General features: G+C 49.6%; 20 protein-coding genes. All 20 read left to right on the top strand.

The features are described from left to right. The first annotated feature begins 13 nt into the window (after window positions 1-13). The 20 genes from B1H56_RS03360 to B1H56_RS03455 all read left to right on the top strand — a co-directional run bounded on the left by B1H56_RS03360 (window position 14) and on the right by B1H56_RS03455 (window position 19010). A complete protein-coding gene (locus tag B1H56_RS03360; protein ID WP_066519009.1) occupies window positions 14-499 on the top strand; it encodes a YceD family protein in 486 nt (161 codons plus the stop codon). A 21-nt stretch (window positions 500-520) separates the two neighbouring features. Beyond that, entirely contained in the window at window positions 521-709 is a 189-nt protein-coding gene (gene rpmF, locus B1H56_RS03365) for a 50S ribosomal protein L32 (RefSeq protein WP_079547589.1), read from the top strand. A 114-nt stretch (window positions 710-823) separates the two neighbouring features. Then, the gene (gene plsX / locus B1H56_RS03370) at window positions 824-1834 is read left to right on the top strand and encodes a phosphate acyltransferase PlsX (protein ID WP_066519006.1); all 1011 of its coding nucleotides are present in this window, start codon (window positions 824-826) and stop codon (window positions 1832-1834) included. After that, window positions 1824-2504 (top strand): ribonuclease III, encoded by a 681-nt coding sequence (gene rnc, locus B1H56_RS03375; RefSeq protein ID WP_066739973.1) that lies wholly within the window; start codon window positions 1824-1826, stop codon window positions 2502-2504. Before plsX ends, rnc begins: the two co-directional genes overlap by 11 nt. A gap of 6 nt (window positions 2505-2510) precedes the next feature. Then, window positions 2511-3749 (top strand): serine hydroxymethyltransferase, encoded by a 1239-nt coding sequence (locus B1H56_RS03380; RefSeq protein ID WP_066519003.1) that lies wholly within the window; start codon window positions 2511-2513, stop codon window positions 3747-3749. Window positions 3750-3812: 63 nt separating this feature from the next. Next, window positions 3813-5111, top strand: a complete 1299-nt coding sequence (locus B1H56_RS03385; protein ID WP_066519001.1) for a DUF512 domain-containing protein — start codon at window positions 3813-3815, stop codon at window positions 5109-5111. Window positions 5112-5121: 10 nt separating this feature from the next. Next, entirely contained in the window at window positions 5122-6453 is a 1332-nt protein-coding gene (gene der / locus B1H56_RS03390; RefSeq protein ID WP_066518996.1) for a ribosome biogenesis GTPase Der, read from the top strand. A gap of 3 nt (window positions 6454-6456) precedes the next feature. Beyond that, window positions 6457-7062: a glycerol-3-phosphate 1-O-acyltransferase PlsY gene (gene plsY, locus B1H56_RS03395; protein ID WP_066518994.1), complete on the top strand. Its 606-nt coding sequence runs from the start codon at window positions 6457-6459 to the stop codon at window positions 7060-7062. 120 nt (window positions 7063-7182) lie between these two features. Then, window positions 7183-7641, top strand: coding sequence for a ribosome maturation factor RimP (locus tag B1H56_RS03400; RefSeq protein WP_066518990.1), 459 nt, complete (start codon window positions 7183-7185; stop codon window positions 7639-7641). Window positions 7642-7656: 15 nt separating this feature from the next. Further along, the gene (gene nusA, locus B1H56_RS03405) at window positions 7657-8862 is read left to right on the top strand and encodes a transcription termination factor NusA (protein ID WP_066518986.1); all 1206 of its coding nucleotides are present in this window, start codon (window positions 7657-7659) and stop codon (window positions 8860-8862) included. A gap of 4 nt (window positions 8863-8866) precedes the next feature. Beyond that, window positions 8867-9139, top strand: a complete 273-nt coding sequence (gene rnpM, locus B1H56_RS03410) for an RNase P modulator RnpM (protein ID WP_346979859.1) — start codon at window positions 8867-8869, stop codon at window positions 9137-9139. Beyond that, window positions 9129-9464 carry a L7Ae/L30e/S12e/Gadd45 family ribosomal protein gene (locus B1H56_RS03415; protein WP_066518981.1) on the top strand — a complete coding sequence of 112 codons (336 nt, stop codon included), beginning with the start codon at window positions 9129-9131 and terminating at the stop codon, window positions 9462-9464. The genes rnpM and B1H56_RS03415 overlap by 11 nt, the downstream gene beginning before the upstream one ends. Then, entirely contained in the window at window positions 9451-11916 is a 2466-nt protein-coding gene (infB, locus tag B1H56_RS03420; RefSeq protein WP_066518980.1) for a translation initiation factor IF-2, read from the top strand. Before B1H56_RS03415 ends, infB begins: the two co-directional genes overlap by 14 nt. A gap of 14 nt (window positions 11917-11930) precedes the next feature. Then, complete coding sequence (rbfA, locus tag B1H56_RS03425; RefSeq protein ID WP_066518978.1) at window positions 11931-12287, top strand: 30S ribosome-binding factor RbfA; 357 nt, start codon at window positions 11931-11933, stop codon at window positions 12285-12287. Then, complete coding sequence (locus tag B1H56_RS03430; RefSeq protein WP_066518975.1) at window positions 12284-13234, top strand: DHH family phosphoesterase; 951 nt, start codon at window positions 12284-12286, stop codon at window positions 13232-13234. The genes rbfA and B1H56_RS03430 overlap by 4 nt, the downstream gene beginning before the upstream one ends. 8 nt (window positions 13235-13242) lie before the next feature. Further along, window positions 13243-14130 (top strand): tRNA pseudouridine(55) synthase TruB, encoded by an 888-nt coding sequence (gene truB, locus B1H56_RS03435; RefSeq protein WP_147554681.1) that lies wholly within the window; start codon window positions 13243-13245, stop codon window positions 14128-14130. Further along, window positions 14127-15047: a bifunctional riboflavin kinase/FAD synthetase gene (locus tag B1H56_RS03440; protein ID WP_066518967.1), complete on the top strand. Its 921-nt coding sequence runs from the start codon at window positions 14127-14129 to the stop codon at window positions 15045-15047. Before truB ends, B1H56_RS03440 begins: the two co-directional genes overlap by 4 nt. Before the next feature lie 93 nt (window positions 15048-15140). After that, window positions 15141-15404, top strand: coding sequence for a 30S ribosomal protein S15 (gene rpsO, locus B1H56_RS03445; RefSeq protein ID WP_066518960.1), 264 nt, complete (start codon window positions 15141-15143; stop codon window positions 15402-15404). Between the two features lie 144 nt (window positions 15405-15548). Continuing rightward, on the top strand, window positions 15549-17645 hold the full coding sequence (locus tag B1H56_RS03450) for a polyribonucleotide nucleotidyltransferase (RefSeq protein ID WP_066518957.1): 2097 nt from the start codon (window positions 15549-15551) through the stop codon (window positions 17643-17645). A gap of 87 nt (window positions 17646-17732) precedes the next feature. Then, window positions 17733-19010 (top strand): M16 family metallopeptidase, encoded by a 1278-nt coding sequence (locus tag B1H56_RS03455; protein WP_066518953.1) that lies wholly within the window; start codon window positions 17733-17735, stop codon window positions 19008-19010. The last annotated feature ends 71 nt before the right edge of the window (window positions 19011-19081 follow it).

Raw genomic sequence — 19081 nt, forward strand, 5'->3', positions numbered from 1 at the left:
ATGGAGAAGAGCAATGATAGAGATTGACATTCGGGAAGCGTTGAAAAATGAAGGAAAGGTTTATATTTTCCAGTATGAAGGAGCTCCTGCTTTGGGAGAAGACATAAGCTTCGCAAAGCCGCTTGAGTTCAATGCAGAGTATGTTGCGCTTAACCGGAATATTTCTGTCAGAGGAAAGTTTGAAACGGTTTTGAACACCGTTTGTGACCGGTGTCTTGACGATATGGAGATGGAAATAGCCTATCGTTTCGATGAAACGATCTTTCGGACCGGTACACAGGAAGAAGAAGAGTATACCTACGAAGGCGACGTACTATCGCTGGACAAACTGGTGTATGACGCAATCATTTTGAGTTTGCCGCATCGACTTTTGTGCAGAGAAGAGTGCCGAGGCATTTGCCCGACATGCGGGCAGAACCTGAACCGCGGCTCGTGCGGATGTAAACCGGAAGATACGGATGAGACAAATCCGTTTGCAAAATTAAAGGGATTGTTTTGACCTTAAGGGAGGTGTGTGAAAATGGCAGTACCAAAGAATAGAACGTCGAAGCAGCGTAAACATACGAGAAGAGCGCATTGGAAACTGACGGCCCCGGCTGTATCTCAGTGCCCCCAGTGCCACCAGCCGAAACTGGCTCACAGAGTTTGTCCAAACTGCGGTTATTATAACGGCAGGCTGGCAGTTGCGCCGAAAGAAGCGGCAAAATAAGAAATAGTAAAAAGGTTTGCGTAAAGCAAACCTTTTTTTGTTAATCCGCCCTTTGAAAAACACGCTTTTTCGTGTATACTGTAACTATTGTACATCGCTTACAGGGGAGACGGCATGAAGATTATTATTGATGCAATGGGCGGCGATCATGCGCCGGAAGAAATTGTTGCCGGCGTTTTGTCGGCGCTCGAAAAATTTAACGACACCTCCTTCTTGCTGACGGGGGACGAGGCTAAAATCAAGGCGCTGCTCAGCGAATCGGCTTATGACCCGGACAGAATAGAGATCGTACCAACAACGCAGGTGATTGAGATGGACGATTCTCCCGTACGGGCCTTGAAGGAGAAAAAAGATTCTTCTATGGTGGTAGCCCTTAACTTGCTGGCGGAGAAAAAAGGAGACATGCTGATTTCGGCCGGCTGTACAGGCGCGCTTGTTGCCGGTTCTACGCTGGTTGTGAAACGCCTTCCTGGTATTAAGCGCCCGGCGCTTGCACCGGTGCTTCCCTCGCAAACCGGAGAGGTGCTTTTGATCGACGGCGGAGCAAACGCGGATTCAAAGCCGCAGTATTTACAGCAGTTCGGCGTTATGGGCAGCATTTATATGCAAAAGGTCTTTGGCCTTGAGGCGCCGCGCGTCGCGCTGATTAACAATGGTGCGGAAGAAGAAAAGGGCAGCGAACTGACGAAAAAAGCATACCAGCTTTTGAAGCAGGCACCGATTAATTTTGTAGGAAATGCCGAGGGACGCGAGCTCCTTTCCGGCGAGTTCGACGTACTCGTATGCGACGGGTTTACAGGGAACATTGTCCTTAAATTCCTGGAGGGCTGCGCAAAAACGATTCTTGGGATGCTGAAAGGCTATGTTCAGGAAAGCAGGAGCGCTAAATTTGGATATTTATTCATGAAGGGCGTGTTTGGCAAACTAAAACAAAAGATGGATTATAAAGAGTACGGCGGCGCGCTTCTCTTGGGGCTGAACGGCGGCGTTATGAAGGCGCATGGAAGCTCGAACAGGGATGCGATTTTCCATGCAATCGCCGCGGCACGTAAATTTATCGCCGGAGATGTGGTTGGCGCAATCGGACAAGAAATAGCTAAGCTGGCGGATGAAGATGAAGCATGAAGAACTGGAAAAAAAAATCGGGTATTCCTTCCGCGACAGGCAGCTTTTAGAGCGCGCACTTACACATCCGTCCTGCGGGAATGTGCCTAATTATGAACGCCTGGAATTTTTGGGGGACGCGGTAATCGAACTGATCGTCAGCGGCGATCTTTTTCGGAATTATCCAAATTTTTCGGAAGGAGTGCTGACCCAGCGGCGAGCGGATATTGTATGCTCCAAATCCCTTGCACGGATCGCCCAGTCGATCGCTTTGGGGTCTTACATTTTCCTCGGAAAAGGCGAGGAGGAATCGGGCGGACGGGAAAAGACATCCATTCTTGAAAACGTTATGGAAGCGCTTATGGGTGCCGTTTATGTGGACGGGGGATTTGAAGAAGCCCAGCGGGTAGTCCGTGGGCTGTTTACGGAGGCGGTCGAGAGCGCCATGCGCCGTAAGAACGACCATGATTATAAATCCCAGTTCCAGGAGCTTATTCAGAGGACGGTGAAACAGGAGATATCCTATAAGGTAACGCGCCAGGAAGGACCGCCGCATAGTACGGTGTTTTACGTGCAGCTTTCCGTAGGCGGAAAGGCCTTGCACGAAGGAACTGGCAATTCAAAAAAGGAAGCGGAACAAAGTGCAGCTAAATCTGCGATCGCGGATTTTGATAAATTTTATAAGGAGTAAAATGCGATGTTTGAATTTGAGGAAGTAAAGAACACGGATCAGGAAATTTATGATTCGATGATGCGCGAACTGAACCGGCAGGAACATAATATCGAACTGATTGCTTCAGAGAATTTTGTATCTCCCGCAGTGATGCAGGCGATGGGTTCTCACCTGACCAATAAATATGCGGAAGGATATCCGGGAAAACGCTATTACGGCGGATGTCAGTTTGTGGACGAGATAGAAGACCTTGCCCGGGAACGCGCGAAAAAGCTGTTTGGCGCGGAACACGCAAATGTCCAGCCCCATTCAGGCGCACAGGCAAATACGGCGGTTTACTTCGGCGTCCTAGAGCCGGGCGATACAATTTTGGGGATGAACCTCTCCCACGGCGGACATTTGACGCATGGGAGTCCCGTGAATCTTTCAGGGAAATATTTCAACATCGTACCCTATGGCGTGAGCGAGACGGACGAAAGGATCGATTACGACAAGCTTTCCGATCTTGCATTGGAGCATAGGCCGAAGATGATCGTTGCAGGCGCCAGTGCCTATCCGCGTACGATCGATTTTGCAAAATTTAGAGAGATTGCGGATTCCGTGGGCGCGTATCTTATGGTAGATATGGCTCATATTGCGGGGCTCGTAGCGGCGGGACTGCATCCCAATCCTGTTCCTTACGCGCACTTTACAACCACCACGACGCATAAAACGCTGCGCGGCCCGCGCGGCGGCATGATCCTTTGCCCGGAAGAATATGCGAAGATTGTTGATAAAGCAATTTTCCCGGGTACGCAGGGCGGCCCGCTGATGCACGTCATTGCGGCAAAGGCGGTTTCTTTCAAGGAAGCGCTGCAGCCGGAATTCAAGGAATACCAGAAACAAATCGTGAAAAATGCGGCGGCACTTGCGAAGGCGCTTGCGGATAACGGCCTGCGGCTTGTTTCAGGAGGAACGGATAATCACTTGATGCTTGTTGACGTAGGGAAAAAGGAAAAAACAGGCAAGGAGATCGAAGCTCTTCTGGATACGGTGAATATCACAGTTAATAAGAATACGATACCGTTTGAAACATTAAGCCCGTTTGTTACAAGCGGTATCCGGATCGGAACGCCATCCGTAACAACGCGGGGGATGAAAGAACAAGAGATGGAAGCGATCGGTAATTTAATCGCGGATATGATCCTGAATGGAGAAGCTTCATCGGATAAGGTGAAAAAGAGCGTTTCAGAGCTTTGCGAAGCATTTCCACTGTATAAATAAGGCAAAAGGTAGTGTTTGGGAATCGGGCGGAAGGATATTCCGCCCGATTTTGAGGAAGCGTGAATGGTTGTAAAACAGATAGATTCCGGCAGTATCGCTGAAGAATGTGGGATTTCACCCGGAGATGTTTTGCTCTCAATTGACGGACATAAGCTCCGGGATTATATAGACTATATCTATGAGCTTTCAGGGGACGAAATCCTTCTTGCTGTACGGAAAAAAGGCGGGATCATCGAAGAGATTGAAATCGAAAAAGAGCCGTATGAAGAGTTGGGAATCACCTTTGAAAGCGACGGATTCGGAAAGAAAATAAATTGCCGGAACAGGTGCATATTTTGTTTTGTCGACCAGATGCCGAAGCATATGCGCAGGACCCTCTATGTCAAAGACGATGATTGGCGTATGTCCTTTTTGATGGGGAGTTATGTAACGCTTACCAATCTTTCAGAGGAAGAAATAGAGCGTATTATCGAGCAGCGGATATCTCCGCTTTATGTTTCGGTACATGCGTATGACAACGAGCTGCGCAAATTGCTATTTGGTAATGAGGATGCGGGCAAAACCTTTGACTTGATTCGCCGTTTTACAAAAAATGGGATTCGTATGCATACGCAGATTGTAATGTGCGAGGGCCTTAACGATGGCGTTGCTTTGCAGGAAACGATCGAGCAGCTTTACCGCCTTTTTCCGGGAGTTCAGTCTGTTGCGGTCGTGCCGGCCGGACTTACGAAATACCGGGAAAACCGTTATCCGCTTTCCATAGTGAGCAGGGAGACGGCGAGGGAAGCCATCCGTATCATCGAAGGGTTTCAGGAGCGCTTTTTGGAAAACAACGGTGAAACGCGCTTTGTGTTTGCTTCGGACGAGATGTACATCCGTGCCGGAGTAGATCTTCCGCCCTATGAGGCATATGAGGATTTTGTGCAGATTGAAAATGGCGTCGGCCTTGTGGATATGTTTCTGAGCGAGGCAGGCGAAGCGCTTGAGGCGTTAAGGGACGGAAAACCGCGTTACCAAAAGATTGGCTTTATTACCGGAGAAGATTTCCATCCTTTTTTGGTGGGGCTTGCGGAGCGGATCGAAAACATTTTTGGAATCTGCGTAAGCGTTCACAAGGTCAAGAATAATTTTTTTGGCGAAACGATTACGGTCGCCGGCCTTTTGACCGGAGCGGATGTTGCCGCCCAGGTGAAGCGGGAGGAGGAAGAGGCTTTTTTCCTGAGCCGATACTGCTTTAAGGAAAATGAAAATGCAATGCTTGACGGTGTCACGCTTGAAGATCTGGCAAATGCCTTGGGGGCGCCGTGCTACAAAGCCAGCGGAGACGGATATGAAGTAATACAAGCTCTGCTTGAGGAATGAGGAGAAATTTATGGCAAAACCATTGGTTGCGATCGTGGGTCGGCCGAACGTCGGAAAATCCACTTTTTTCAACCGGATTACAGGAACGAAGTTAGCGATCGTAGAGGATACGCCGGGTGTCACACGCGATAGGATCTATGCGGATGCGGAATGGCTTGGAAAGGAATTCACCCTTGTCGATACGGGCGGCGTCGATATGGACACGGAAGATGTGCTTTTAAGGCAGATGCGCATGCAGGCCGAACTGGCCATCGAAGCGTCGCAGTTGATCTTATTTTTTGTGGATGGCAAAACAGGCATTACCTCGGAAGATTACGAAGTCGCAAAAATGCTTCGCAAATCCGGAAAACCGGTGATTGTCGTGGTCAATAAGACCGACAATAAAAATGATGAACAGAATATCTATGATTTTTATGAGCTGGGCCTTGGCGAAGTGATTGGCATTTCATCTTCACAGGGGCTGGGCCTTGGCGATCTGCTCGATCTCGTGATCAGCGGGCTGGGCGAATACGAGACCGACGGGGAAGAGGACGATACCCTCAAGATCGCGCTGGTGGGCAAGCCGAATGTCGGCAAGTCTTCCCTGACCAACAAAATCCTTGGTTATGACCGCGTAATCGTAAGCGATATCCCGGGAACGACACGCGATGCGATCGACTCTGTTTTTGAGCGGGGCGGGCAAAAATATACGATTATCGATACGGCGGGAATGCGCAAAAAGGGGCGTATCGACGATAAATCAATTGAGCGTTACAGTGTAATCCGCGCCCTTGGAGCGGTACGCCGGGCGGACGTAGCGGTGGTTATGATTGATGCGACCGAAGGAATCACGGAACAGGATGTTAAAGTGGCCGGGTATGTTGATTCCGAAGGGAAGCCATGTGTCATTGCCGTCAATAAATGGGACGCGGTTGAAAAGGACACCTATACTATAGAGGAATACAATAAAAAGATTTCCGCAGATTTGGCGTTTATGCCATACGCGCAGCGTATTTATATTTCGGCGCAGACAGGACTGCGTATTGACAGACTGTTTGCGATGCTGCATACCGCGTATGAAAATAATATCCGGCGCATCCCGACGGGCGTGCTAAACGACTGCCTGCAAGATGCCGTTACGGCTGCCGAACCGCCGTCGACAAAAGGCAGGAGGCTGAAAATCTATTATATGACGCAGGTAAGCGTTAAGCCGCCCACGTTTGTATTGTTCGTCAATGAAACCGCGCTGATGCATTTTTCGTACCAGCGCTACCTCGAAAATTATTTGCGTAAAACATTTGACTTTACAGGCACACCGATTAAAATAATAGTAAGACAGAAGAGTGATGAAAAGGGGGAATAGGGTATGAACGAGGTCCTGATACTTATTTTGTGCGCAGTGATCGCATACCTTTTAGGGTCGATCTCGTTTTCCTATATTTTTACCAAGAAGATCAGGCATGAGGATATTCGTAAAAAGGGCAGTGGAAATGCCGGGACAACGAACGTGCTGCGCAGTTATGGCTGGGGGATGGGACTGCTCGTATTTGCAGGAGATGTGTTGAAAGGCCTGCTCGCGGCGCTGATTGGCCTGCATTTCGGAGGAACAATCGGCCTTTGCGTTGCGGGCGTATTTGCGATTGTGGGGCACAATTACTCCTGCTTCCTGAATTTTAAGGGGGGAAAAGGAATCGCCGCGACGATCGGCGTATTACTCATTATCCAGACGATACCGACGCTGATTATTTTTACAGTTGCAATTATTATTGTTATTTCAACGAAGATCATGAGCATCGGTTCCATTATAGGTCTTATTCTGAGCGCTGTTGCCGCCATTATTGTCGCGCCTGGAGATCCCTATCACTATATTGCGGTGATTGTGATTGCCATTTTGGGTATCTGGAGCCATCGCGAAAATATTGAACGCTTAATGCATGGAAACGAGCGTAAATTGAGTCTATCCAAAAAGTAAAAAATACTTGCATAAACGGCGCTGTTATGGTATTCTTAAGTAGGTTAATAAATGCTTGACTAAAGAGTGGGAGTGAAAACCCACTCTTTCGCATTATGAATACTTTTTATGGGAGCTGTTATGGCAAAAAATACGCGTGTCCTGGTGGAAGAGATTGCCCTGCCTGTCGTTGAGGCCTTAGGGTTCCGGTATGTGGACACAGAATATGCAAAGCAGGGGCAGGATTGGCTGCTTACGGTTTATATTGATAAAGACGGCGGCGTGCTGATCGATGATTGCGAGACGGTAAGCCGGGCGCTTGAAACGATCCTCGACGAAAAGGATTTGATTGCGGATAGTTATATCCTGTGCGTTTCTTCGCCCGGGCTTGACCGGCCGCTTAAAAGCGAACGCGATTTTGCGCGTTGCATGGGCAAGAAAATAGATATAAAGCTTTACAAGCCCTTCGAGGGACGAAAGGAATATACCGGCGTATTGACAGCTTATACGCCGGCGAGCGTTACGATTGAAACGGACGAAAACGAGATCATCTTCGATTGCAAGGAAACTGCAAAAATTTGCCTGCATTTGGATTTTTGATAAGGAGATAGAATAATGAATACGGAATTTATGGAAGCTTTATCAGATTTAGAGCATGATAAGGGAATAAAAAAGGATATTTTATTGGAGGCAATCGAGACGGCATTGATTTCGGCCTATAAACGTCATTTCGGTACGGATCAGAATGCGCGTGTCGAGATTGATGGAGATACGGGCGAGATTAAGGTGTTTGCCATTAAAAATGTGGTCGATGAAGTGGAAGACGGGGAGACGGAGATTTCCGTAGCCGATGCGCGTGCGATCAATGAAAAGTATGAAGCGGGCGACGTGCTCGAGACAGAGGTGACGCCGCGTGATTTCGGGCGTATTGCAGCACAGACCGCCAAGCAGGTCGTCGTACAGCGGATTCGCGAGGCGGAACGCGGCATTATTTACGATCAATATTCCGAAAAGGAAAATGAGGTGCTGACTGCGATTGTGCACAGGATTGAGCGCGGAAACGTTTATGTAGAGCTTGGCCGTGCGGAAGGCATTATCCCCGTAAGCGAAACGGTATATTCCGAGCAGTACAATATCAACGACCGCCTGAAGGTCTACGTCCTTGAAGTAAAAAAGACGAACAAGGGGCCGCAGATCATTGTATCCCGCACCCATCCTGCGCTTATTAAGCGCCTGTTTGAGATCGAGGTGCCGGAGATTCGGCAAAATGTCGTGCAGATTAAGAGTATTGCGCGCGAAGCGGGAGGCCGTACCAAGATCGCTGTATGGAGCGATGAAAAGGACGTAGACCCGGTAGGCGCCTGTGTAGGGCACAAAGGAACGCGCATTGAAAAGGTGGTGGAGGAACTGGGCGGCGAAAAAATAGACGTGGTTCCGTGGAGTTCGGACCCAATCGAGTTCATCGCAAACGCGCTGCGGCCTGCAAAGGTTGTTATGGTCCAGATTAATGAAGACGAAAAGGCCGCCAAAGTGATCGTACCCGATTACCAGCTCTCGCTTGCAATCGGGAAAGAGGGACAGAATGCGCGTCTTGCCGCGAAGCTGACGGGATGGAAGATCGATATCAAGAGCCAATCCCAGACAGAGCAGGAGGTTTTCGGCGAAGCGTTTGCAAATGCGGATACAAGTTTTGATTCGATGGCTGGTGAATTTGGAATCGTAGACCAGCTGAATGAAGAAGAAGCGGTGGAAGAAGTCGAAGAAGATATCATTCTCGACAACTTTGCAGCGGATGACCAGAATCCGGAGGAAGACAAATAAGAAGGTGGTTGGTTTGAACAAAAAGCAGCCGGTTAGGATGTGCGTCGCCTGCCGTGCGGGAAAACCGAAGCGGGAGTTGGTGCGGCTTGTCCGTACCAAAGAGGGTATGCTTTCCGTTGACGAAACAGGCAAGGCCCAAGGGCGCGGCGCATATGTGTGTGCGGATGAGGCGTGTATCGAGAAGGCCAAAAAAATTTTCCCCAAGGTGATGCGCTGCGAAATGGATGAAACCATCTACGAAAAGCTCATGAGGATTGCGTGCAGGCATGGGAAATGAAAAGTTCCTGAGATTCCTTGGACTTGCGGCCCGGGCGGGAAAACTTGTCTATGGAGCGCAGGGAGTCGATCAAGCGATCAAGAAAAGAAGAGCGAAGCTCGTCATTGTAGACGGGAGTGCTTCTGAAAATACGAAAAAAGAGATAGGGGATGCCTGCACCTATTACCGCGTGAGGGTCATCGTTCTTGATGAGAGCGGGGTATTGGGCAGGAGTCTCCACAAACCAAACAATAAAGTCATAGGAATAGTGTGTCCACAGTTTGCACAAAGCGCATGGGACAAATATAACGCTATTTCCGGGGGTGAAACTATTGAGCAAGATTAGAATTTTAGAAACAAACAAATCGCTTCTCGCAAATGCGCAGAATATTTTCAACCGCATTTTGGAAATGCAAACGGAGGCTGACGGCCAAATCCGTGATATAAAAGCCATCGAAGCCAAAATTCTTGATATTGAAAAAATCAAGAATGAGAAAGCGCGTGCGGAAAAGGAAGAGCAGCAGCGCGCGGAGGAAGAGGCAAAACGTCTGGCCGAACAGGAGGCCAAGGCCGCCGAAGAGAAGGCAGCCCTGCAAAAGGCGGCAATAACGGATGTAAAGGAAGAGACGGAAACGCCTGAACCGGCAGAAGCGGCGGAAGCGCATAAGGCGGCTCCACAAAAGAAAACGGAGCAGCCCGCCCGCCCTGCCGCACGGGAGCCGCAGCAGCAACAGCAGCGTGCGCCGCAGGGGAGACGGCCGGAAGCGAAAGAGAAACCAATACCCCAGAAACAGGAAACAAAGGAAGCGCCGAAGAAGCAGGAACGCGGCGACGCCAAGCCTGTTAAGAAATTCGCGAATACGAACGCGAAGCCGGGCGGCTTTGAGCATGGGAAAAAGACGAAAAAACAGCTTGAAGAAGAGCGCATGAAGCGCCCCAAGATTAAGGAGCGCGTCTTTAATATCGACGATGACGATTTCCCGAAAGGCTCGAGGAAGCGGCATAAAAAACAGCAACAGCCCAAAATGGTAATCGAGCCGATCAGGATTGAAAAAGCGGTGATTACCGAGGAGACGATCTCTGTAAAATTATTTTCGGAGAAGATTGGGAAACCCGTTTCCGAAATCCTGAAAAAACTGCTGCTGCTCGGGATGATGTCTACCATCAATTCTCAGATAGACTTTGACACGGCTACACTTGTTGCGGGTGAATTTGGGATTGAGCTTGAACAGAAGATAGAGAAAACGGCAGAGGATATTCTGGTCGAGGAAGCGCCCGATACGGAAGAACAGTTGCAGAAGCGTCCGCCTATCGTCACCATTATGGGCCATGTAGACCATGGCAAAACCTCACTGCTCGATAAGATCAGGCAGTCCAAGGTTACGGAAGGCGAAGCTGGCGGCATCACCCAGCATATCGGCGCCTACCAGGTGGAACTGAACGGTGAGAAGATTACGTTCATCGATACGCCCGGACATGAAGCGTTTACGGCGATGCGCGCGCGGGGGGCGCAGGTAACGGATATTGCGATTATCGTAGTTGCGGCGGACGACGGCATCATGCCTCAGACAGTGGAGGCGATCAACCATGCAAAGTCTGCGGACGTTCCGATCATTGTTGCGGTCAACAAGATCGACCGCCCGAACGCGAACATTCAAAAAATCATGCAGGAACTGACGGAGCATGATCTTCTGCCCGAGGAATGGGGCGGCGAAACAATTGTCGTCCCGGTTTCGGCGAAGACGGGCGAAGGAATCGATAAGCTTCTGGAGATGATCCTGCTTGTAGCAGAGGTACAGGAGCTTAAAGCAAACCCGGACCGTCTTGCGAAGGGGACCATTGTGGAAGCGCAGCTTGACAAGGGACGCGGACCCGTTGCGACCGTTTTGGTGGAAACCGGAACGCTTCGGACCGGAGACACGATTATTGCGGGGACGGCCTATGGCCGGGTGCGTGCTATGGTCGACGACCTGGGACAGACAGTGAATGAAGCGCTTCCGTCCCAGCCGGTGGAGGTCATTGGATTCTCCGAGGTCCCGGTTGCGGGCGATATCCTGCACGCTGCTCCTGCGGATAAGCTTTCCAAGCAGGTTGCCGAGGAAAGAAAAGACCGGCAAAAGGCGGAAATGCTCAAGAAGATGTCCAAGGTTTCCCTTGACGACCTGTTCAGTCAGATCGCGGAAGGGCAGATCAAGGATCTCAATATTGTTATCAAGGCAGACGTGCAGGGATCCGTAGAGGCGGTTCGCCAATCCCTCGAAAAGCTTTCCAACGAGGAAGTGCGCGTGCGCGCGATCCACTGTGGCGTAGGCGCGATCACGGAGACAGACGTAATGCTTGCTTCCGCCGCAAATGCGATTATCATTGGATTTAACGTCCGTCCGGATAATATGGCACAGGCGGCCGCAGAGCGGGAGAAGGTCGATATCAGGCTCTATCGTATCATTTATAAGGCAATTGAAGATATCACTGCCGCCATGAAAGGGATGCTCGAGCCTGAATTTGAAGAACTTGTGATCGGTCATGCGGAAGTGCGTCAGACCTTTAAGGTCTCGGCGGTAGGTACGATCGCGGGATGCTATGTGACGGACGGCATGATCCGCAGAAATGCACAGGCGCGTTTGCTGCGGGATAATGTGGTTATCTATGAAGGAGCACTCAGTTCTCTGAAGCGTTTTAAAGACGATGCCAAGGAAGTTGCGCAAGGATATGAATGCGGACTTTCCCTTGAACGCTTTGACGATATCAAGGAAGGCGACGTTGTTGAGTGTTTCGAGATGCATGAAATCGCACGTTAAGGAGTGAAGCGCTTATGGCTACAAACCGGATTAATAGGATTGACGAAGAGGTAAAACGCGCTCTTTCCGAAATCATAAGGAACGACGTCAAGGATGATCGACTGTCCGGCATGACAACTGTTACAAAGGTCGAGATTACGCCGGATTTGAAATTTGGCAAGGTATATGTCAGCGTATATGGAACGGAGAAAGAGAAGCGGGCTTCTATCGACGCTTTAACGCACGGCGCTTCTTTTATCCGTATGAAGCTTGCGGGAGCGGTTGATTTAAGGCGCGTCCCAGAGCTTGCTTTTGTATTGGATGATTCAATCGAATACAGCATCAAAATTTCAAAGCTGATCGATGATGTGAACAGTAAGGAAACGAAATGAAGGAAGTCGTTGCATTTTTGGAGCAGCACAATAAATTTGCGGTATTTACTCACCTGAACCCGGACGGGGATGCGTTGGGAAGCGCTTATGCGCTTGCACAAACATTAAATAATCTTGGCAAGTCCGCCGAGGTTATTTTATTATGTGAACCGCCTGCAAAATACAGGTTTGGACGCTTTGAGCGTTTGTACCGGATACTGGGGGACGTTTCGGCCGCATCTTATGACGCGGCGGTTGCGGTTGATTGCGCAACCGCGAAACGGCTTTCGTATGCTCAGGAGCTGTTTATGCAGTTGCCTAACTGCAACATAGACCATCATGTCTCCAACACCAATTATGCGCAAATTAATTATGTGGCGGACTTGCCGGCGACCGGAGAAATCATTTGGCAGTTAGGGGAAGAATTAGGAGCGCGGGCGGACGAAACGGTGCGGATGGCCGTTTATATGGCGATCTCCACGGATACGGGAAATTTTACGTATTCCAATACCCAAAAAACGACTTTGGAATTATTTTCCCGGCTGGTTGCCGAGGGACTGCCACTATCCGCAATGGCAGAGCAGATTTTCAACCGGCGGTCGCTTGGGGCAACGAAGCTGATCGCGCGCTTCATTGACAAAATCCGGCTTTATGAAAACGGAATGCTGGCAGTTTCGGTCATTATGTTGGATGATATCGAACAAAGCGGTGCGGATTTATCTGATACGGAGATATTGATTGATTATGCACGCGAGGTCGAAGGTGTGGAAATTGCCGCGTTTATTCGCGAAATGAGCCGGGATACTTACAAAATCAGCCTTCGTGCAAATATCTATGCCGACGTTGGAGAACTTGCTGCGCAATTTGGCGGCGGAGGACACGTCAAAGCAGCCGGATGTATGCTAAAGGGAAATATTTATGATGTCACGGAGACACTGATAAAAGCGGCGAGGAATTATCTGAAGTGAACGGCGTTTTGAACATACTTAAACCTCCGGCGATGACGTCGAGCGACGTAGTTTCCCATGTGCGCAGGATTCTTATGCAGAAAAAGGCGGGTCATACGGGCACTCTTGATCCGGGGGCGGCAGGCGTGCTTCCGGTTTGTGTCGGACGCGCGACCAAGATCGCTGATTACATCATGCGCGGCGATAAGGAATATATTGCGGAAATCACCTTTGGTGCCGAAACAGATACGCAGGATAGTTATGGGAGTGTAACCCGCACTTGTGAAAGCAATATAATGAAGGAAATGCTGGCCTGTATTTTGCCGGATTTTACCGGCAAGCTTTTGCAGAGGCCACCAATGTATTCGGCGGTAAAACACGAAGGCCGAAAACTTTACCAGCTTGCCCGCAAGGGCATTGTAGTGGAAAAGCCGCTCCGTGAAGTGCGTGTACATGAAATAGAGCTGCTTGGCGGGACTTGCAACCGTTTCCTTTTGCGAATCCGCTGTTCCAAAGGCACTTATATCCGCACCCTGTGTGCGGATATGGGCGAGGCGCTTTCTTCTTGTGCCTACACGTCGTTCTTGATGCGGACGGAAACGTGCGGTATTCGGATAGAGGATACGTACACGCTGCCTGAGGTCGAAATGCTGATGCAGGCGGGAGATGTAGAAAGGGCGGTACAGCCGATGGAGCAGGTGCTTTCTTTTCTGGAACCGATATATTGTGACCCATATTTATACCGCTTCCTTACTACGGGAACGCCGATCGACCTGGCAAAGGCGAAGCTGTCCGTAGAGCCGGACAAAGAATATACGGTCTACTGTAAAGGTGAGCTGATTGGGATAGGTAAAAAAGAAAGGGATACACTGAAGATTGTATCCATGCTGAAAGAATTGGGGGATCTTCGCAGGTGAAACTGCTGACACAAAATGATTTGCCGCTCAGCGAGGAGACGGCTGTCGCGATCGGCCTGTTTGACGGCATACACGCCGGGCATATGGCGCTGATCCATGATATAGAGTGCCAAACGGGGCTGAAGTCCCTTGTCTATACGTTTGATACAAAGCCAAACCACACAGCCTATAAGAATATTTATACGGCGGAGGAGAAGGCTTCTATTTTCGCTTCCCTGAATGTGGACATGCTCTACCAGCAGTCCTTTACCCGTGAATTTTCCAGATTGACCAAGGAAGCGTTCATGGAACGAATAGTGAAGGATATGCGTGCCAGACATATTACGGTTGGCTTCGATTTCCGTTTCGGTAGGAATGCGGAAGGAACCGCTGGGTATCTGCAGGAGCAGGCGGGGCGGTTTGGCTATACGGTATGCATTGTGCCTGCAGTAAAATGTGGAGACGGCAAAATAAGCAGCACGTTGATCCGTGGCCATATCGAACGCGGAGAGATGGAGCAGACGGCTTCGCTGCTCGGACGCTTTTATTTCATCGACGGCAAGATTGAAAAAGGAAAGCACCTGGGGTCGTCGATTGGGTTCCCAACGGCTAATATTTCAACGGACAAGCTGTTGCCGCGTTACGGGGTATATGCTACGATCGCTCAGATCGACGGGAAATGTTATCCGGCGGTGACGAACGTCGGCATAAAACCTACCGTTTCGGATGCGGGCGTTCCTAATGTGGAGACCTTTATTTTTGATTTTTCCGGCGATGTTTACAATGAATGGATGCGCGTTAATTTTGTGTCGTTCCTGCGCGGAGAACGAACGTTCCCGAACGTTGACGCACTGCAGAAGCAAATTGCGCAGGATGCGCATTTGGCATATGAAATGCTCAGGGATTTAGAGGTTTACAAAAACCATATTCTGTGGTAAACTATAATACGTATTGATTATCGGATGCTCCGATGTACGACAACTCCGACGTCACCGTAGCATCACGAGTTTTCAAAAAAATGGAGGTAAGAAATGGACAAAGCAGTTAAGACAGAAATCATTCAGAAGTATGCCCAGAAAGAAGGGGATACCGGTTCGCCGGAAGTGCAAATTGCTCTCCTGACGTACAGGATCAATCACCTGAACGAACATCTGAAACAATTTAAAAAAGACGCGCACTCGAAGCGCGGCCTGCTGAAAATGGTTGGTAAAAGGCGCAACTTGCTCAACTATCTGAAGGAAAAAGATATTGAGCGTTACAGAAGCCTGATCAGTAGCCTGAATTTAAGAAAGTAAGCGATAAGGAGCGGGGCTTGTCTCGCTCTTTTTGCATGCCAGGTGCCGGGACACCACCGGGCGGAGGGACGCCTGCGTGGTGTTCCGGTTTTATCGATTCGTTACCAATAGAGGGAATATAAAGAAAGAACATAGGAGGAAACTATGCAGGATCACATGTATGAAATGGAACTCGGAGGCCGTACTCTTTCGATCGAGAGCGGCAAGTATGCTTTTCAAGCGGGCGGTTCCGTCATTGTAAGGTGCGGAGATACGGCCGTTATGGTAAATGCAACGGGCTCCAAAACGGAACGGGAAGGAATTGACTTTTTCCCGCTCAGTGTAGAGTATGAAGAGAAAATGTACGCTGCCGGTAAAATACCGGGAGGATTTATCAAGCGCGAAGGAAGGCCTGCCACTTCGGCTATTCTGGCAGCGCGTCTGATCGACCGCCCTATTCGTCCGCTTTTTCCGAAGGGATACTACAAGGATGTACAGGTGGTTGCGACGGTCATGTCTGTAGACCTCGACAATCCGCCGGAAGTATTGGCCATGATCGGCTCGTCTGCGGCACTTTCCATTTCAGGGCTGCCGTTTGCGGGCCCAACGGGCTCTGTCGTTGTCGGTATGGTCGATGGGGAATACATCATCAATCCAAACAGCGAACAGCGCGAAAAGAGCAGGCTGAACCTTACGGTGTCCGGTACAAAGGACGCGGTAATGATGGTGGAAGCGGGCGCGAAGGAAGTGACCGAAGCGGAAATGCTGGACGCGATTCTGTTTGCGCATGAAGAAATTAAACGCATTTGCGCGTTCATTCAGAACATTAAAGATGAGATCGGAAAGCCGGAACAGGAAATAGAAATCCACAAGCCGGCGGAAGAAGTGGAAGCAGCAGTTCGTGAATATGCTGCGGACAAGGTGGTATGGAGCCTTGATACTTTCGAGCGCGACGAACGCGAAGCGCGTGAAGAACAGGTGAAGCAAGAGACGATCGAGCATTTTGCGGAACAGTTTCCTGAGAGCGCGGGCGACATTTCCGACGTGCTTTATGCAATGACTAAAGAAGTACTCCGCGGCAAGATTATGAACGACGGAATTCGCCCCGACGGACGCGGCTATGAAGACATCCGCCCGATCTGGTGTGAGACGGGGTTGTTTAAACGGACGCACGGAAGCGCGGTATTTACGCGTGGCCTGACACAGGTTATGAATATTGTAACGCTTGGCGGTCTTCGTGAAGGCCAGAACCTCGACGGAATTACGGACGAAGATTTCAAACGTTATATGCACCACTACAATATGCCGCCGTTCTCTACCGGCGAGGCAAAAATGATGCGTAGTGCTTCCCGCCGCGAAATCGGACATGGCGCGCTTGCGGAACGTGCAATCGAACCGATGCTTCCTTCGGAAGAAGAATTTCCATACGCGATCCGTGCGGTCTCTGAAGTCATCAGCTCCAATGGCTCCACATCGCAGGCGAGCGTATGTGCAAGTTCTCTTGCGCTGATGGATGCGGGTGTTCCTATGAAAAAGCCGGTGGCGGGCTGCGCAATGGGTCTGATTAAAGATCCCGACACCGGAAAGGTTGCTGTCCTTACGGATATTCAGGGATTGGAAGATTTCATGGGCGATATGGATTTCAAGGTAGCCGGCACCAAGGACGGAATCACGGCGATCCAGATGGATATCAAAATCAAGGGAATCGATAAGGAGATTCTTGAACGTGCCTTGGCACAGGCTCTGCGCGGAAGACTTTACATACTTGACAAAATGAATGAAGTGCTTGCCGCCCCGCGCGAGCATCTCTCGCCCTATGCGCCGAAGATTGTTCAGTTCACGATTGATCCGGACAAAATACGTGAAGTAATCGGCTCGGGCGGCAAAGTTATCAACAAAATTATTGACGACACCGGTGTGAAGATCGATATCGAAGACGATGGACGCGTTGCGATCCTGACGCCTGATGATGAAGCTGCGGCTAAGGCGCGCAAGATTATCGAAACAATTGTAAAAGACGTAAAAGTTGGTGAAGTGTTCAATGGTAAAGTTACGCGCATCATGAACTTTGGAGCCTTTGTGGAACTTGCGCCGGGCAAGGAAGGGATGTGCCGCATTTCCAACCTTTCCAAGGATTATGTGAAAAAGGTTGAAGATGTTTGCAATATCGGCGACACCTTGCTCGTAAAGGTCATCGAGATTGACAAGCAGGGCAGGATCAATCTGACGCACAAGGGTGTAAAACCGGAAGAATTGAACTAACACGAGTGAGAAAAAGCCGGCGAATGGGGGCAACGGTAACCGTTTGGGACCCATGTCGGCTTTTTTGTATCATGAAAGGATTTTGCTATGGATGGAACATTTATCAATGAAAAGCTGGAATGCGGGGCGCGGCTGATCGCCGAAAAGCTTCCGAATTTCCATTCCGTAACCGCGGGTATCTGGGTGGGAGCGGGATCTGTAACGGAAACGCCCGAAGAAAATGGTATTTCCCATTTGATAGAACACATGCTGTTTAAAGGAACAGAGAAGCGCACCTCTAAGCAGATCGCCGTGGATGTGGATAATATCGGAGGACAGATCAACGCTTTTACCTCCAAGGAATGTACGTGCTATTATATCAAGGTAATCGACGAAAAGCTGTCGGACGGGCTCGAAATATTGACCGATCTTTTTTGTAACGCTACGCTGCAGACGGAGGAGCTTGATAAGGAGCGCAATGTTGTACTGGAAGAAATCGCCATGAGCAACGACAACCCGGAGGACCTCGCGATGGATCTCATCTCAAGTACTTATTTCAACGGCTGCTCTCTTGAAAAAACGATCCTTGGCCCGGCGGAAAATATCCGTCGGTTCGGGCGCGAAGACCTTGTGGACTATATGAAGCGTTATTATACGGCCTCCAATATCGTTGTAGCTGTAGCAGGAAATTTTGACGAGCAGGAACTCCGGGACTGCCTGAACCGTCTGCTGCAGAACGTCAATCAAAGCGCGTTGAACGTGCCCGCGTTTGCCGACTGCGGGAAATTTGCGCCACAACGGGCCGGATTCGAGATAATTGAGCGGGACATTGAACAGGTCCACCTGTGTATGGGCATGCCCGGAATCAAGGTGAGCGACAAAAGAAAGTATGCGCTGAACATTGTCAATAACGTAATTGGCGGTTCCATGAGTTCGCGTCTTTTCCAGAAAATCCGTGAAGAGATGGGCATGGCATATTCCGTCTTTACTTATCCCGCGCTCTATGCAAGCTCAGGTATGTACGGCGTATATGCGGGGACGATGGCGGATAATACGCTGCAAGTTGCTGAAATGATATTAAAGGAACTTAAGACCGTGAAAGAGAAAGGGATCACGGAGGAGGAATTTATCCAAAGCCGGGAACAATCCAAGGGCAACCTGATTCTTTCTTTGGAAAGCACGTCTTCCAAAATGAGCGCGATCGGGAAATCGATGATCCTCACAGGCAATGTTTATTCGGATGAAGAAGTGCTGCGGTTTATGGAAGAAGTCCGTTATCAGGACATGAAAGATATAATTGATGACTGTCTTGATTTTGAGAAGCTGACAGTGACATGCGTTGGCAGAGTCCCGGACGGAGAAGTGCTCCGCGCGGCTGTTTTCTGATCGGTTTTATTTCGATTCAAAAGAACAGGTATGGAAAGGCTTTCCATATCTGTTCTTTTTATAAACGATAT

This window comes from Christensenella minuta (assembly GCF_003628755.1).
Taxonomy (GTDB): domain Bacteria; phylum Bacillota; class Clostridia; order Christensenellales; family Christensenellaceae; genus Christensenella; species Christensenella minuta.